Genomic DNA, 15,520 nt, shown 5'->3' on the forward strand with positions numbered 1-15,520 from the left:
AATGAATACGTCATAAATAAATGATTATAATCAATTTATTATCCGTTGGCTATATCGTATCAAAACCTGTTGAATATAATACTATATCTCCGTCATGAACATGTTGCATTAGCAAATTCCCTAATCCATAATTGCGCCTTAAAGTTCTATAGGAAAAATATGCCTGCATCCTTACTAGATGGACGAGTCTTATCATCTCTTCGTCGGAATGAATTAAAACAACGTGTACAACTGCATGTCCAGCAAGGTCAACGTGCGCCTGGACTTGCGGTGGTTCTCATTGGCAATGATCCAGCCTCTTCAATTTATGTTAATAATAAAAGAAAGGCTTGCGACGAAGTAGGAATAACCTCCCATTCCTATGATTTACCTGAAGAAACAACTCAACAGGAGTTACTCCAGTTAATTACAGAATTAAATCAATCTAAGCTAATTGATGGGATATTGATTCAATTACCATTGCCCAAACACATAAATGAAGCCGCTATTATAGAACACATCAAACCAGAAAAGGATGTAGATGGCTTTCATCCATACAATCTTGGCAGGCTGGCACAACGCAATCCCCTTCTCAGACCTTGCACACCACTAGGTATAATGAATCTTTTGCACCATTATCAATTAGATGTAAAACGAAAACACGCTGTCGTTATAGGTGCTTCAAATATTGTTGGCCGACCAATGAGCCTGGAGTTATTGCTTGCTGGAGCAACCGTTACCATTTGCCATAAATTCACTCAAAAATTACAACAAATGGTTGAAGTTGCAGATTATGTCATTGTCGCTACCGGAAAAATCGACGTAATCAATGCCGATTGGCTTAACGAAAATCAGGTCGTCATTGACGTAGGAGTGCATCGATTGAATGATGGTAGCATTCGCGGAGATGTGGATTTCAAAAAAGCAGTGGATAAAGTTGCCTGGATAACTCCAGCACCTGGTGGAGTTGGTCCAATGACTATCGTTTCATTGCTTGAAAATACGATGATGGCAGCGACAAAACTAAGGGGATGAGGCTTACTTGTCCAGCTCATCCCAATCAAAATCACCGCTTAATTCATCAAAATCATCTTTAAATTCATCTCTCAGGCGTTTTTTTTCCAGCCGATCTTCCAACATGCGTTTGACTCTCTTTTTATGAGTCATATCATCCATTTCATCATCATAGTTATAATCAGAAAACGATTGCTCATCAAACTCTTCATGCAATGCCATTTCACCCTCCTTTTTCAGGCCTTAACAAAAGTATAGTGCACATATTTGGTAACATCTCGATAACCTGATAAATATTTCCTATTCTGGCGCATCGTCACTTATCCTGTAAACACAGCCATCAATTATTGAGAAGTTACGTCAAAGTTATGGATTCTGTTATACTCCATGAAATTTTCTTCATAAGTACTTTTTTATGCTTAGCTATCAACACGGATACCATGCGGGTAATTTTGCCGACGTAGTGAAACACATTACCTTGACTCAACTCTTATCCTATTTGAAAAAAAAGGATAAGCCTTTATTTTACCTTGAGACGCATTCAGGAAAAGGTAAGTATGATTTAAGAGACAAACAAGCTGAAAAAACAGGGGAATACAAACAAGGCATTAAACTTATCTGGCCTGATAGAAAACAACTCCCACTAATATTTAAAGATTATTTTTCAGCCATTAAAGAGTTAAATCATGAAGAAGGATTAAGAAACTATCCTGGCTCACCTTTTATAGCAATCAATGCATTGCGCATGCAAGATCGATTGTATTTATGTGAATTGCATCCTGCTGAATTTGATGTCTTAAATGAAATGGCGCATTTTAATAAAAAAGTACATACGAGCAACACTGACGGAATAGCCAGCATGAAAGGCTTGTTACCTCCCCCAGAAAAAAGAGGATTGATTTTTATTGATCCGTCCTTTGAACGTAAAGAAGAATATAAAGAAATCCCTATAGCGGTAAAACATGCGTTTACCAAATTCTCTACTGGAGTTTATTGTATCTGGTATCCTGTAGTTAATAGAAAATTAACTGAGCAATTTATCAGAGGAATGAAAGATATAGGAGCGAACAATGCTCTGAATATTGAATTTAATCTGACCATGGCCCGTAAAGATGGAATGACCGGCTGTGGTTTATGGATTATAAATCCACCCTTTACTCTGGCCACAGAGATGAAACAGGCACTGGATATTCTACGAACGTATTTTAATCCCGGTGTTTCTTCCTACATTATAGAATCCCATACTGGAACTACTGCTATTTAGGTTTGCGGTTATCAAAAAGACAGTTCCCTCATCAATTTGGCTCATGATACTTTTAGCATGAGCCCGCTTTGAAATGGCATCAGGAGCTGTTGACATTTCAGTAGTTTGAATCAAAATAATAGAATACCAACAGCCATAATGCGACGAGATAATAATGGACGTATATCCTATCCCGGCATTTTCCGATAATTATATTTGGGCATTGCCAGACAAACAGACGATGGCGTTTGACTGTGTTGATCCTGGCGAGGCCTTCCCCGTACTGCAATTTGCCAAAGAACACCAAATGAAATTGCGCTCTATGTTATTAACTCACCATCATGATGATCATATCGGTGGAGTAAGTGAATTACACGCAGCTTTTCCAGAAGCTAAAATTTATGCTCCTAATGACTCAAGATTTCCCAAAATGAGCATAACAGTGTATGAGCACCAGTCGATTCAGATAGGACAACATCATTTTCGTATTTTATTTAACCCCGGCCACACCTCGACTCACATCAGTTATTATGAACCTCAACAGGGATGGTTATTTTGTGGTGACACTTTATTTTCCGCCGGCTGTGGACGAGTATTTGATGGGACAATAGAACAGTTACATCAATCGTTACTCATGTTTAAAGATCTCCCACAATCAACCAAAATATTTTGTGCCCATGAATACACACGGCAAAACCTAAGATTTGCCCTGCGCGTTGAACCTGAAAATCCGGCTATAATTAACTATTCCCAAGAACTTGAGCATCGGACATTAGGATGTTCTTTGCCATCCACTCTCGAATTAGAATTGTCGATCAATCCTTTCTTACGTACAAATAAGAGTAGTGTAATCAATTATAGCCTTCAAAATGGTGCATTAACGTCAGATTCTCTGGAAGTATTTAAAACACTAAGAAGTCAAAAAAACACATTCAAATAAAGATCAATTGGAGTTATAAAAAACCCAAATGAGCAACATAAAAACACCAAGGGTTTAATCATTCGTCAAATTTTAGTAAACTGTCTGGCCAGTTATAAGCATAGGTAATACCATTGAAATTTAAGTCATTCATTATAAAAGGTTTTTTATTGTGTATCTTTAGTTTTATGGGCGTTTCTAATGTTTCAATTGCAGGCTCAGCTCCTGACGTATGGGACGTATTACGTAGAGAATTCACGATAAGTCATGAAGTAACGCGTCCGGAAGTTCAAGAGCAAATAAGATGGTTAGTAGCACATCCTAGCTACATTAACAAAGTAAGTAGCCAATCAGAACCTTATATTTACCATATCATCGGTGAAATTAAAAAGCGCAAATTACCTGGTGAATTGGCCCTCATACCAATGGTAGAAAGTGCGTATGATCCTTTTGTTTATTCGGGAGCAGGAGCCGCGGGACTGTGGCAATTGATGCCCAGAACAGGAAGTGAGTTGGGATTAAAGCAAGATTGGTGGTTTGATGGCAGACGCAGTATTCGCCCCTCTACTGACGCAGCATTAAATTATTTAATTTACCTGAATAAATTCTTTAATGGTAACTGGATATTAGCAATTGCCGCCTATGATGCAGGAGAAGGAACCATTGGCCGAGCAATAAAATCAACTACTAATCCAGGTAAAACGGTCTTTTTTTGGAATCTTCCAGTACCAAGAGAAACCAAATTATATGTCCCTCGTTTATTAGCTTTGGCAGAGATAATTAAAAATCCAGGACGTTACCATGTGAGTCTACCCAATATCCCCTACCTTCCTTATTTCGAAGAAGTAAATATTGGCAGTCAAATCGACTTAAACCATGCAGCCAAGCTTGCAGGCATTACATATAAAGAGTTAAAAAAATTAAATCCAGGATATAACCGCTGGACCACAGCTCCCTATAAACCGTTCAAATTATTAATACCAGCAGAGAAAGTAGAGCGATTTAATCTGAATCTATCCAATTTCCCAGAAGACAAACGAGTAAGCTGGCCAAAACATCAAGTACAAAAAGGTGATAGCCTGGATTCTATTGCTGCTCGATATAACACCACAGTTAAATTAATAAAGCAGTTAAATCAACTCACTGGCAATAATGTGAAGCAGGATCAAGCCATATTGATTCCAAGTTCCAAAAAACCTCCTGTGATTGTGAAACAACAGCTCCCGGTCTCAAAGACAGCACCAAATAATTCAAGCCAGTCGAAAGGCCAACAACTTGTTTATATTGTTAAAAAGGGAGACAGCTTAAGCGTGATAGCAAAACGCAATCAAACAAAAGTAAAAGCTATCCTGGCACTAAACCCAGGCTTACGCAAAAATAAGATCCTGCGTTTAGGGCAAAAAATAAGAATTGGCTAGAGTCTGTTCAATTTTGTGTACCGAATTACAGTGACTTGCTCGCGGTAATTCGAAATAGAAAGAATTACCCAAGTTATTGAGAAATGGCGTTATATTGAGTTTATTCGTTGATTCAAAAGATAATATTCCTTTTTTTGTTCTATTTTATTCATTTATTTTCCTTTTCAGATACGAAGCGTGCAGGAGTGTATTAAAACTTGTGTTATACTCTTAATATCTAATTAATATATTAAATAATATGAAATTACTGTTTGATTTTTTCCCCATAGTGCTTTTTTTTATAGTCTATAAATTTTTTGGGATCTATATTGCAACGGCTGTTGCAATGGCAGCGTCTTTAAGCCAAGTTGCTTTGTATCGTCTAAAATTCCAACGCTATGAAAAAATGCATGTGATTAGCTTGGCGATCATTATGGTATTGGGTAGTGCTACCCTCTTCTTTCATAATCCATGGTTTATCAAATGGAAACCAACAGGTATTTATTGGTTATCAGCCTTAGTATTCTTCGGCTCAAGTTTTATAGGCTCCAAACCCATAATTCAAAAAATGATGGAAGCCAATGTGAAGCTGTCAACTAAAATATGGCACAGACTGAACATGGCCTGGACATTATTCTTTATTTTAATGGGCGCTTTAAATCTGTACGTTGCTTACTATTATGACACCGATGTATGGGTTAACTTTAAATTATTTGGTGGCGTTGGATTTACTTTACTGTTTGTACTGATACAAGCCTTTTATCTAACCAAACATATGGATGAAAGTGCTTTGGAAAAGCAGTAATCTGCGCGGCATCTTTATCTATAAATGATGATATATTAGTAGGAGCTGAAATGAGATTATTACTTGTTGAAGATGATGAACTACTTGGTGATGCTGTAAAAACTGGTCTGACTCAGTTTGGATATATTGTTGATTGGCTGAAAGATGGTGAAGCTGCCCGTGCAGCACTAAAGTCCGAATCATTTGAATTAATTATTCTGGATCTGGGTTTACCCAAACTTTCTGGTCTTTCATTGTTACAAAGCACGCGAAATGATGGTAATGCTACTCCAATAATAATACTCACCGCTCGTGAGTCCGTTGAAGATAGAGTAAAAGGCTTGGACAGTGGTGCTGATGATTATCTGATTAAACCCTTTGATTTAAATGAATTAAGTGCTCGAATCAGGGCATTGGTAAGAAGATCTCAGGGTAGAGCTGATTCCGTTCTGCAGTATAGAAATATTACTCTTGATCCAGCTGCTCATTCAGTTCTTGTAGATGACATACTGGTCAATGTGCCTCGTAGAGAATTTGCTCTTCTACAAAAATTACTGGAAAACAGTGGTCAGGTTTTATCTCGTGAGCAATTAATGCAAAGTATCTATGGCTGGGAAGAAGACGTAGACAGTAATGCTCTTGAAGTTCATATTCATAATTTGCGAAAAAAATTGAACGCAAATTTTATAAGAACAATTCGAGGCGTCGGCTATATGGCTGAGAAAAATGATGGTGCTCTTTTATCGTGAAATCTTCTATACGAAAATTTCTATTAATCAATCTACTTCTCGCTATAACGATTACGACCACGCTTACAGCAATAGGTAATTATTACCTTGATCAAAAGGATATTCAGGATCACCTGGATACCCTGATGGCCATATCTGCTCTATCTTACCAGGCATTATTAGGGGATGATCTTCATCAAAGACCCTTGACAAAAATCCAGGAAGCCTTGGAAACCGTCCCCGAAAAAATTGATGCTTATTATCAAAAAAGATTTTTAAATGATGAACAACCAGCGAATTATCTTGATAAGTTCAACTTCCAGGTTTGGACTAATGGCGGCAAATTATTATTGCATTCCTCCACTGCCCCCAAGGTTCCCTTAACTTCTGAGGTTGATGGGTTTAGCGATAAAAAAATAGCCGATCAGAATTGGCGAGTATTTACTACTTATAATGATAAAGCAGGTATTCGAACCGTATTGGCAGAACGATATGATACACGTAATGAACTGGGTCACAGAATTGCTCAAGATGATTTATACATCATGTTGCTCACTTTCCCGTTATCAGGGCTATTGATCTGGATCATTATTGGACGCGGATTAGACAGTCTAGACAAAGTAGCTGAGGAAGTAGCAAACCGCGCCCCTACCCATTTGGAACCTGTCGATTTGCAAGAAGTTCCAGAGGAAATCAAACCTGTAATTGATGAGTTAAATAAATTATTTTATCGGCTAAAAGAAGGGTTTGAACGTGAGAAGCGTTTTGCTGCAGATGCAGCACACGAGCTGCGCACCCCTCTTGCCGCACTTAAAGCCCAAGCTCAGGTTGCGCTTAATTCAAATGACATTGAAGAAAAGAATCAGGCTCTGCAAAAATTAATAGCCAGCGTTAATCGCAGTACACATATAGTTCAACAATTATTAACGATGAGCCGACTCGTTCCTGAAGCAACCAGTCTCAATGATGCTGATGCAGTGAATCTAGGTAAACTCACTCGAGAAATATTGGCAATGCTTGCACCATCTGCGGTTGAGAAACAAATAGAATTAGAGTTTGAACATGATGATAATATTCCCAAAATTAGCGGCAACCCAACTGCTTTAGGCATTTTAGTACGCAACCTAGTAGATAATGCCATTCGTTATTGCACTGAAAATGGACGTGTTATTGTTCGCCTTTTAAAACAAGACAATGAGCTTGTCCTTGAAGTTGCTGATAATGGTCCAGGTATCCCTCCAGAATTACAAGCACGTGTATTTGAACGCTTTTTCCGCGTACTAGGAAACAAAAGCCCTGGTAGCGGTCTAGGATTAGCTATTGTACAACAAATTTGTGATTTGCACGGTGGTAGAGTCGCTCTCGACTCACAAAAAACAGGCTCAGGTCTTATAGTACGAGTATATCTACCAATCACATCCAAAACTAATTGATACTTCTCGCAAACATCACACTTAGCCTCCTCTGAATAAACAATCAGTTGAAAATATCTAGCACCTGTCTGTTGTATTTTTGAAAAGGTAATAACGCACGAAGAATATTATTAAACGAACACTAAAAACATGCATTTCACATGGAGGTCATAAATGATACAATAAGCCAAGTAATTATATTGACTCGACTTTAGCCATTTTCCAACATGCGAATCAATGCGACACCGACTCCGGTATCCATGATCAACAAATTATCAAAACCAGATAATTATGAGGTGCTAATCAATGCAAATAGTCGCCTTTGTGGGCCAGTGAACACGCCAGGAAAATTCGTAAAAACAAATATTGAAATAGAAATACAATGAATAACGAAATAAAACAGACGGTATTAGTTGATAAAATTGTTGTGGCGTTTACAAAGCTTAAGATAGACATTACTCCAGAGCAGATAACTCAAGAATTAGCACAAGCTAAAAAATTAGGAGTTACCAATACATTTTTCTCTGTTAAAACAAAAGAGAAAGATTATTTGGTGCGAGTCAATGGCACATTATGGGCGCCTTATAAGAGAGAAGATGAAGCTCACGTGTTAAATATACTAAAAGAACATGGAATTGAAACCAATGTTTTGTTTCATGGTGAAGAGTTTCAAATCAGCTTAAAACCAAATCAAAATATGAGATTAGATCAACTGCTTCAATTTCAAACTCCAGAACTGGTTGATAAAGCACTTTACTTAACTGCACAACAAATAAAAAAATATCAAAGACTTGATGGTATTAAAACAAAATATCCCTTGGAACAGATGTTGGCTGATGCAGAAAGCGCGCTATTCAAAAAAATGGCCAATATCTCTGAGGAGAAAACAATACTATTGAAAAGCTTTGCTGAGGCATGTCATAAAATACTTAAAGTACTGGAACACGCTAATCCTGTCTTTACCTACAGTCACACCGACTTACTCCCCACATCTATTTATGTTGATATAGAACAAGCAAAAGTGAGTATCGTCGATTGGGAGTATTCTGCTTTATCCTATTGGTCAAACGATATAGCAATGGTGAGTCGCTCTCTAACCCATCGTCAAAAAGAAATATGGTTAAATCACTATCATTCGATACAATGTGAAAATAATACATTAATGCCTGAGGAGCAAAAACTCCAGATACAATTAAACCAACACATTCAAGATTTTTTAAACATAGCCTGGAAGATGACCGCTAATAATTGGTCGGAATTCCAGCTAGAACTAGACACAATGAAAGAAAATCTAAGTTTATTTACGAAAAGGCTGGATATCCGACACAAGAAACTGACACAAGGAGTTACTGATAGCTTTTTTTCTTTTTATCAAGAAAATCCATATAATAAAGATACGATTTCCCCTAGTTTCAATGCTATATTACAAGGATAAAATAATTTCGATATAAGTTGAAGAAGGTATTATGAAACCAGATATTAGCGTTGATTTTTACCATCTAAATCAAGCACTGCTAGTAAGTGAAGAACCAATTATCTACGAATTAATACAAATTCTTGAAAATTGTCTGGAAGATCCCATCTATAGAGAAGTTGCTGAACAAAATTTAATAGCATCCATATCTTCTGATAACACTCTAAAGAATAACCTAAAGAATATTGTGCATAGTGAGGATGAAGAGCTCACCCCATTTAAACTCATTGCAAAACTAATTCTCGAACAATCAAAGCGCAATAAAAATGGAGGCCCACCTTCATAATCAATCAGATTGAAGACAAGATTTGTAATGATTCCCGGATTAACTGTTCACAACTTTTAACCCCATCATCAATTCTATTCACTACTTTTAACGCTTCCTGAGGTTTATAACCTAGAGCCTCTAAAGCACTCACTGCTTCATCAGGGCTTCTAAAACTTGCTTTTTGTAATGGCATTTGATCAGAAGACACTTCGCCAAATTGTTTAATGCTGTCACGCATTTCAACCACCAGACGCTCTGCTGTTTTTTTACCAATGCCAGGTAATTTGGTCAGTAATGCTGCATTTTCCTGGTGAATGCATTGAATGAATTCATCAGGGGAAATACTGGAAAGAATAGCCATGGCGAGCTTTGGCCCGACTCCATTCACTTTAATTAATGCCCGAAATAAAGCTCGTTCCTGTTTCTCAAGAAATCCATATAACAATAATGCATCTTCACGAACAATGGTATGAATATGCAAGCCTACACCAGCACTATGCCCGTCAAGTTGGAAGAATGTATTTAAAGAGGTTTCAACATCGTAACCGACACCATTTACATCCAGAACTAATTTTCCTGGCTGATGCTTATCTACAATTTGCCCATTTAACCAACCAATCATCGTGCGCGTCTCCTTCGACTGTATCCGTTGCTGCCAACAACAGCAGCTAAACCACTTCTCATATGGCTATGACATATAGCAATAGCCAAAGCATCAGCAGCATCATTTTGCGGTGAGCTATTGAGCATCAGTAAACTAACTACCATATGGTTCACCTGATCCTTTTCAGCAGCACCGTAACCTACTACTGTTTGTTTCACTTGCCGCGCGGAATATTCGCTGACCGTCACTCGGTGAGAAGCTGCAGCGACCATTGCTACCCCTCTTGCCTGTCCAAGTTTTAATGCTGAATTAGGATTCTGATGCATAAAAACCTGTTCAATAGCAACCTCAGAGGGAGAATACTGATCCATTAAATGGCAAATTCCGTCATAGATCTGCAATAGCTTTTGACTTAAATCTCCATTAGGAGAAGTACGAATGCATCCACTATCAATATATTCTATTTTACGGTTTGATTCTTTAATCAAACCGTAACCTGTTATCCGTGAACCAGGGTCTATCCCTAAAATAATGGTCATTAATTCATTGATTCTAAAACGTGTTCAGAGAATTTAGCGTTGCTATAAACTTCTTGCACATCATCCAAATCTTCAAGCATATCAATTAGCTTGATTAAAGATTCAGCATTTTCATCATCTATAGCAATTAATGTTTGCGCGCGCATGGTTAATTGAGATTGCTCAATGTTCAAATCAGCATCCTGCAAAGCATTTAATACACTATGATATGCCTCAACAGGAGCAATTACTTCTATTTGACCTTCATCAACACTAACATCAGAAGCCCCTGCGTCGATGGCAATTTCCATAACGCGATCTTCAGATTGTCCGGCCGCCATAAGAATTTCCCCCTGGTTAGCAAACAGGTAGGCCACAGAACCATCAGTACCAAGATTACCGCCATTTTTCGTAAACGCATGGCGCACATCAGACACCGTTCTGTTTTTATTATCAGATAGACAATCAACCAAGACTGCAATCCCACCTGGGCCGTATCCTTCATAGCGCATAGCAACCATTGCATCACCATCTAATCCACCTACACCACGTTTCACCGCGTTATCGATGGTATCGCGTTTCATGTTCGCGTTTAGTGCTTTCTTCACCGCATCACGCAAGCGGGGATTGGTTGATTCATCACCACCACCCATTCGAGCAGCTACTGTTATTTCTCGAATTAATTTAGTAAAAATTTTACCTCGTTTGGCATCTTGAACTCCTTTTCGGAATTTAATATTAGCCCATTTACTATGACCAGCCATCACTCCACCTCAAACCAAATACTTAATTACCTTGATTATACATTGCTCTATCACTAAAAAGAACGCTTTAAACAGCATTCACTATCGACATTTTAAACTTTTTTAGTCTATGCTAGCCAGAAGAATAAAAAAGCTAAAGGAGACCTACAGTGTACATGCAAGGATTTGGTAATTATCATCACAGTGAAGCCGTGACAGGTGCATTACCGACGAATCAAAACTCGCCTCAACACTGTAATTTAGGCCTTTATGCAGAACAATTAAGCGGTACGGCCTTTACACGCCCCAGACACAATAACCTACGCAGCTGGCTTTATAGAATTCTTCCGTCAGTAGCTCAGGGAGTCTACTATCCTTATGAAAAAAACATTATAAGCCCATTCTGTGACGAACAAGCACTTAACCCACTTCGTTGGTCACCTTTGTATACCAGCTCACAAATTGATTGTGATTTTCTGGAAGGAATATTCCACATAGCCGGCTCCCCTATGGTAAATACTTACATTTATCATTGTAATTTATCGATGAACGATAAATATTTTGCTAATAATGACGGGGAGATGCTTTTTGTCCCCTATCTAGGCGAACTGCATCTCCATACGGAATTTGGTCTGTTAACAATTAGCCCAGGTATGATTGCTGTCATTCCTCGCGGAGTAAAATTTAAAGTTAAATTAAATACGAAACAAGCAAAAGGCTATATCTGTGAGAATAGAGGAAATCCCTTTACTTTACCTCAGCTAGGTCCTATAGGTGCCAATGGTTTGGCGAACCCCCGTCACTTCCAATATCCGGTAGCCGCTTTTGAACAAGACAGTAAAGAAAGCATCTTGATTTGCAAACATCAAAACAAAATGTGGTTTGCTGTAAGCGATCATTCTCCCCTTAATGTAGTTGCCTGGCATGGCAATTATGCGCCATACAGCTATAACCTGGATCTGTTTAATACCATTAATACAGTGAGTTTTGATCATCCTGATCCATCTATTTTTACAGTGCTAACCTCTGAAAGTGATACCCCGGGCGTAGCAAATCTAGATTTTGTCATATTTCCGCCACGCTGGATGGTAGCAGAACATACATTCAGGCCCCCCTACTTTCATCGTAATTATATGAGTGAGTTAATGGGATTAATTCGTGGAGAATACGATGCGAAAAAAGAAGGATTCGCTCCTGGCGGCATAAGTATTCATAACTGCATGACTGCACATGGACCTGATCATGTATCTTATGATCAAGCATCGACAAAAGCATTAGAACCAGAATACTATGACTCACTTGCATTCATGTTTGAAACCAAAGATGTATGGCTTGTCACCGAACAGGCATTTCATAATCCAGCGTTACAAAAAGATTATGCCAAATGCTGGCAGGGTTTCAAAACGGTGTTTAAGACAAATACACAGTAAACCAAAGTATTGTTTATAAAAAGCCTGGATGAGGCGATTGCAGGTTGATGAAGAACTTATCAAATAACGAACGGCTAAATAATATTTAGCCGTTCATCGAATATACTAGAACAAATCTTCCTGAGTTAATCCCACTCGCTCCAACAAAGTTCGTAAGGTTTTTAACGCTTCAACCTGAATCTGACGAACTCGTTCTCGAGTAAGATCTATTTCTTTGCCTACATCTTCAAGGGTTGCTTTTTCAAATCCTCGTAAACCAAATCTACGTGCAATAACCTGCTGCTGATTGTCAGTCAATTTATCCAACAACGACTCAATATGTAAACGAAGATTTTCATTCGTTAACAACTCAGCCGGGTTGACACTGTTTTCATCTGCAATGGTATCTAGTAATGATTTAGTTTCATCAAACCCTATTGGTGTATCAACAGAAGTAACCTTGTCATTTAAGCCTAAAAGTTTTTGCACGTCTTCTAATGGCTTATCAACCATTTCCGCAATTTCTTCCGGAGAAGGTTCATGATCAAGTTTTTGTGTTAACTGTCTTGCTGCCCGAAGATAAACATTTAATTCTTTGACTACATGAATGGGCAAACGAATCGTTCTCGTTTGGTTCATGATAGCCCGTTCAATAGTTTGTCTTATCCACCAGGTAGCGTAAGTTGAAAATCTGAACCCACGATTAGGATCAAATTTCTCGACCGATTTCATTAACCCAAGATTACCTTCTTCAATCAAATCCAATAACGGCAAACCACGGTTAAGGTAACGACGTGAAATCTTGACCACCAAACGCAAATTCGATTCAATCATCTTCTTGCGCGCCGCTATATCGCCCTTCAAAGCCAGGGTAGCATAGTGAATTTCTTCCTCGGCACTAAGCAATGGTGAAAACCCTATTTCACTTAAATACAGCTGCGTTGCATCCATCGCCTTGGCAATGTTCTTGCCACGGTGAAAAGAAGGAAAAACAACATCATCACTGAAATCAGGTAGTTCGACAAGTTCATCGTCTTCAGACCGCTCCATAACCGATTCAAGATCATCTTCCATTAAGAGAGAATCATCATCAGGCTCTGACCATTCTTCTTCCTTAATTTCCGTTTCTTTTATTGGCTCATCTTCCTCGCTCATTGTATCACCTATAATGTTTAGCCCTGTCTCGAAAACCCTAACTTCTAAACAAGTCTATTGTTGCTATAACTACAAGTTATATGTCAACCTTTTTGTAGATAATTCAATGGATTGACTGGTATTCCTGCTTTTCTGATCTCAAAATGAACTCCCCAATACTTACGTTCGATCATTCCTGCTTCTGCTATCACCTGCCCTGCACTGACTCTTTGTCCTTCTGAAACCAGATTTCTGGAATTGTTACCGTAAGCAGTTAAGTATTCATTATTATGTTTTATAATAATCAGATTACCATACCCCGCTAATCCACTTCCAGCATAAGCAACAACACCGCTCGAGGAAGCCCGAACTCTACTGCCTTTAGTACATGCAATATTTATGCCTTTTTTTCCTTGGGTAGGTACAAATGAAGCAATCACTTGACCATTGACAGGCCACAACCACCCGGAACGTGAAACAGCTGGCGAAGAAATCACTGGGGAATGAACTACTCGTTGCTGTTGCACGCGCACTACAGGCCGAGAATATTTAGTCTGATATGGTTTTCTTACTGGATAACGTCTTCGCGATACCCCATGAACATTAAGTACCTGACCAACTCTCAAAGAATAAGGAGGTCTTAAACGGTTTAACTGAGCAAGTTGTCTGTAATCAGTATCATATCGAAACGCTATTGCATAAAGGGTTTCGCCTCGGCGAACAGTATGAGTTTTCTGATATCTGGAATAAGGTTGCCATTTGAGTTCACTGACAGGAGCCAATTCATTTCTTGCCCCGCAACCGGCAAGAATGAGTACAGCAAGGAGGCAAAAAATTTTTTTGCAAGAATTTAACATTATAAAATCTCTAATTCATGTTCATTAGAACAAACCAATAGAAACAAAGCTATAAGGTCAATAGCAGCCCTCAATCCTGTACCTTAACATCATCAAGCAGGTTAGATAACTGATCAAACAATTTATAGTTCGTCATATCCAGATGAAGCGGTGTGACAGATACATACCCTGCATTAATAGCATGAAAATCAGTTCCAGGTCCTGCATCGGCTTCTAATCCGGGTGGACCTACCCAAAAAATAAGCCTCCCTCGTGGGTCATATTCTTTAATAGTTGGCTCTGCACTATGCCTTGTTCCCAAACGAGTTACCTGAATTCCTTGTATTTGATCCAGAGGCAAATTAGGAACATTGACATTTAAAATAGTCTGAGATGGCAAACTATTGACACTTAATTTCATCACGAGCTGTCTGGCTATAACGGCGGCAGTATCATAATGCAGGTTGGTATCACCAACCACCGAAATAGCTATGGCAGGTAACCCTAAATGACGCCCTTCCATCGCAGCCGCGACAGTCCCGGAGTATAGGATATCATCGCCTAGATTTGCCCCTTCATTAATTCCTGAAACCACCATATCAATGACCGGCTCTAAAAAACCGGTTAATGCTAAATGAACACAATCAGTTGGTGTTCCTTCAACACTATAATATCCATTTTCGAGCTTCTTTATTCTCAATGGGTCTCTTAAGGTCAAAGAATTGCTGGCTCCACTTCGGTTTCGATCAGGAGCAACGACTTCAACTGTAGCGACTGACGCTAACTCAGTAGCCAACACACTGATTCCAGGAGCGGAAACACCATCATCATTACTTATTAAAATTCTCATCATCAACTCTCAGGTGACTCTAACCATTTTACAACAGCCAAATAGTCAGCCAAATCATGCTCATTTTTTTTCAGATCGGCTTGTAATTTTTCATTTTTGCCATCGATAGCCAAGTCCAGCTTTTGTTTGGCAATCTTTTGTTGTATGTCTAAAATTTTATTACCAAATTCTTGTGGATTAAATTGTAATTCATAAGCCAGAGTATTCA

At 38.6% G+C, this 15,520-nt stretch carries 17 protein-coding genes and 1 pseudogene; 10 read left to right on the forward strand and 8 right to left on the reverse strand.

Features of this window, described 5'->3' with window-relative positions; all coding sequences use genetic code 11:
• Positions 1-159: 159 nt before the first annotated feature.
• Positions 160-1,014 carry a bifunctional methylenetetrahydrofolate dehydrogenase/methenyltetrahydrofolate cyclohydrolase FolD gene (gene folD, locus Q0495_RS07795; RefSeq protein WP_298624743.1) on the forward strand — a complete coding sequence of 285 codons (855 nt, stop codon included), beginning with the start codon at positions 160-162 and terminating at the stop codon, positions 1,012-1,014.
• 3 nt (positions 1,015-1,017) lie between these two features.
• On the opposite strand, the gene Q0495_RS07800 is transcribed toward folD, so the two are convergent.
• On the reverse strand, positions 1,018-1,215 hold the full coding sequence (locus tag Q0495_RS07800; protein WP_298624745.1) for a PA3496 family putative envelope integrity protein: 198 nt from the start codon (positions 1,213-1,215) through the stop codon (positions 1,018-1,020).
• A gap of 193 nt (positions 1,216-1,408) precedes the next feature.
• Between Q0495_RS07800 and Q0495_RS07805 the strand changes: the two genes are divergently transcribed.
• The 8 genes from Q0495_RS07805 to Q0495_RS07840 all read left to right on the forward strand — a co-directional run bounded on the left by Q0495_RS07805 (position 1,409) and on the right by Q0495_RS07840 (position 9,236).
• Positions 1,409-2,257: a 23S rRNA (adenine(2030)-N(6))-methyltransferase RlmJ gene (locus Q0495_RS07805; RefSeq protein WP_298624747.1), complete on the forward strand. Its 849-nt coding sequence runs from the start codon at positions 1,409-1,411 to the stop codon at positions 2,255-2,257.
• 154 nt (positions 2,258-2,411) lie between these two features.
• Entirely contained in the window at positions 2,412-3,176 is a 765-nt protein-coding gene (gene gloB, locus Q0495_RS07810; RefSeq protein ID WP_298624749.1) for a hydroxyacylglutathione hydrolase, read from the forward strand.
• 167 nt (positions 3,177-3,343) lie between these two features.
• On the forward strand, positions 3,344-4,573 hold the full coding sequence (locus tag Q0495_RS07815; RefSeq protein ID WP_298624772.1) for a LysM peptidoglycan-binding domain-containing protein: 1,230 nt from the start codon (positions 3,344-3,346) through the stop codon (positions 4,571-4,573).
• A 238-nt stretch (positions 4,574-4,811) separates the two neighbouring features.
• Entirely contained in the window at positions 4,812-5,357 is a 546-nt protein-coding gene (locus Q0495_RS07820) for a septation protein A (RefSeq protein ID WP_298624751.1), read from the forward strand.
• Between the two features lie 50 nt (positions 5,358-5,407).
• Positions 5,408-6,085 (forward strand): response regulator, encoded by a 678-nt coding sequence (locus Q0495_RS07825; RefSeq protein WP_298624753.1) that lies wholly within the window; start codon positions 5,408-5,410, stop codon positions 6,083-6,085.
• Positions 6,082-7,497, forward strand: a complete 1,416-nt coding sequence (locus tag Q0495_RS07830) for an ATP-binding protein (protein ID WP_298624755.1) — start codon at positions 6,082-6,084, stop codon at positions 7,495-7,497. Before Q0495_RS07825 ends, Q0495_RS07830 begins: the two co-directional genes overlap by 4 nt.
• A gap of 361 nt (positions 7,498-7,858) precedes the next feature.
• On the forward strand, positions 7,859-8,911 hold the full coding sequence (locus Q0495_RS07835) for a phosphotransferase (RefSeq protein ID WP_298624756.1): 1,053 nt from the start codon (positions 7,859-7,861) through the stop codon (positions 8,909-8,911).
• A gap of 31 nt (positions 8,912-8,942) precedes the next feature.
• Positions 8,943-9,236 carry a hypothetical protein gene (locus Q0495_RS07840; RefSeq protein WP_298624758.1) on the forward strand — a complete coding sequence of 98 codons (294 nt, stop codon included), beginning with the start codon at positions 8,943-8,945 and terminating at the stop codon, positions 9,234-9,236.
• 4 nt (positions 9,237-9,240) lie between these two features.
• On the opposite strand, the gene ruvA is transcribed toward Q0495_RS07840, so the two are convergent.
• Genes ruvA through Q0495_RS07855 form a run of 3 tightly spaced genes read right to left on the reverse strand, consistent with a single transcriptional unit; the run spans position 9,241 to position 11,104 of the window.
• Positions 9,241-9,840: a Holliday junction branch migration protein RuvA gene (ruvA, locus tag Q0495_RS07845; protein ID WP_298624760.1), complete on the reverse strand. Its 600-nt coding sequence runs from the start codon at positions 9,838-9,840 to the stop codon at positions 9,241-9,243.
• Positions 9,837-10,361 carry a crossover junction endodeoxyribonuclease RuvC gene (gene ruvC, locus Q0495_RS07850; protein ID WP_298624762.1) on the reverse strand — a complete coding sequence of 175 codons (525 nt, stop codon included), beginning with the start codon at positions 10,359-10,361 and terminating at the stop codon, positions 9,837-9,839. Before ruvC ends, ruvA begins: the two co-directional genes overlap by 4 nt.
• Positions 10,361-11,104 (reverse strand): YebC/PmpR family DNA-binding transcriptional regulator, encoded by a 744-nt coding sequence (locus Q0495_RS07855; protein ID WP_298624764.1) that lies wholly within the window; start codon positions 11,102-11,104, stop codon positions 10,361-10,363. Before Q0495_RS07855 ends, ruvC begins: the two co-directional genes overlap by 1 nt.
• A gap of 149 nt (positions 11,105-11,253) precedes the next feature.
• Here Q0495_RS07855 and hmgA point away from each other — a divergent pair, with 149 nt between their 5' ends.
• Positions 11,254-12,513 carry a homogentisate 1,2-dioxygenase gene (gene hmgA, locus Q0495_RS07860; RefSeq protein ID WP_298624766.1) on the forward strand — a complete coding sequence of 420 codons (1,260 nt, stop codon included), beginning with the start codon at positions 11,254-11,256 and terminating at the stop codon, positions 12,511-12,513.
• A gap of 105 nt (positions 12,514-12,618) precedes the next feature.
• On the opposite strand, the gene rpoS is transcribed toward hmgA, so the two are convergent.
• From rpoS to Q0495_RS07880, 4 genes and pseudogenes are all read right to left on the reverse strand, one after another.
• Positions 12,619-13,647 (reverse strand): RNA polymerase sigma factor RpoS, encoded by a 1,029-nt coding sequence (rpoS, locus tag Q0495_RS07865; RefSeq protein ID WP_298624768.1) that lies wholly within the window; start codon positions 13,645-13,647, stop codon positions 12,619-12,621.
• Between the two features lie 83 nt (positions 13,648-13,730).
• Complete coding sequence (locus tag Q0495_RS07870) at positions 13,731-14,483, reverse strand: peptidoglycan DD-metalloendopeptidase family protein (RefSeq protein ID WP_298624770.1); 753 nt, start codon at positions 14,481-14,483, stop codon at positions 13,731-13,733.
• 70 nt (positions 14,484-14,553) lie between these two features.
• Positions 14,554-15,312 carry a 5'/3'-nucleotidase SurE gene (gene surE / locus Q0495_RS07875; RefSeq protein WP_298624774.1) on the reverse strand — a complete coding sequence of 253 codons (759 nt, stop codon included), beginning with the start codon at positions 15,310-15,312 and terminating at the stop codon, positions 14,554-14,556.
• A gap of 2 nt (positions 15,313-15,314) precedes the next feature.
• Positions 15,315-15,520 (reverse strand): annotated as a pseudogene (locus Q0495_RS07880) (hypothetical protein); the annotation flags it as partial.

The organism is uncultured Legionella sp., from assembly GCF_937871865.1.
Taxonomy (GTDB): domain Bacteria; phylum Pseudomonadota; class Gammaproteobacteria; order Legionellales; family Legionellaceae; genus Legionella.

Coding starts and splice junctions, on each gene's coding strand:
- Q0495_RS07855 (WP_298624764.1), bottom strand. CDS start 11,104: ATGGCTGGTCATAGTAAATGGGCTAATATTAAATTCCGAAAAGGAGTT.
- surE (WP_298624774.1), bottom strand. CDS start 15,312: ATGAGAATTTTAATAAGTAATGATGATGGTGTTTCCGCTCCTGGAATC.
- Q0495_RS07800 (WP_298624745.1), bottom strand. CDS start 1,215: ATGGCATTGCATGAAGAGTTTGATGAGCAATCGTTTTCTGATTATAAC.
- Q0495_RS07820 (WP_298624751.1), top strand. CDS start 4,812: ATGAAATTACTGTTTGATTTTTTCCCCATAGTGCTTTTTTTTATAGTC.
- gloB (WP_298624749.1), top strand. CDS start 2,412: ATGGACGTATATCCTATCCCGGCATTTTCCGATAATTATATTTGGGCA.
- rpoS (WP_298624768.1), bottom strand. CDS start 13,647: ATGAGCGAGGAAGATGAGCCAATAAAAGAAACGGAAATTAAGGAAGAA.
- Q0495_RS07835 (WP_298624756.1), top strand. CDS start 7,859: ATGAATAACGAAATAAAACAGACGGTATTAGTTGATAAAATTGTTGTG.
- Q0495_RS07840 (WP_298624758.1), top strand. CDS start 8,943: ATGAAACCAGATATTAGCGTTGATTTTTACCATCTAAATCAAGCACTG.
- Q0495_RS07815 (WP_298624772.1), top strand. CDS start 3,344: ATGGGCGTTTCTAATGTTTCAATTGCAGGCTCAGCTCCTGACGTATGG.
- ruvC (WP_298624762.1), bottom strand. CDS start 10,361: ATGACCATTATTTTAGGGATAGACCCTGGTTCACGGATAACAGGTTAC.
- ruvA (WP_298624760.1), bottom strand. CDS start 9,840: ATGATTGGTTGGTTAAATGGGCAAATTGTAGATAAGCATCAGCCAGGA.
- Q0495_RS07825 (WP_298624753.1), top strand. CDS start 5,408: ATGAGATTATTACTTGTTGAAGATGATGAACTACTTGGTGATGCTGTA.
- Q0495_RS07870 (WP_298624770.1), bottom strand. CDS start 14,483: ATGTTAAATTCTTGCAAAAAAATTTTTTGCCTCCTTGCTGTACTCATT.
- Q0495_RS07805 (WP_298624747.1), top strand. CDS start 1,409: ATGCTTAGCTATCAACACGGATACCATGCGGGTAATTTTGCCGACGTA.
- folD (WP_298624743.1), top strand. CDS start 160: ATGCCTGCATCCTTACTAGATGGACGAGTCTTATCATCTCTTCGTCGG.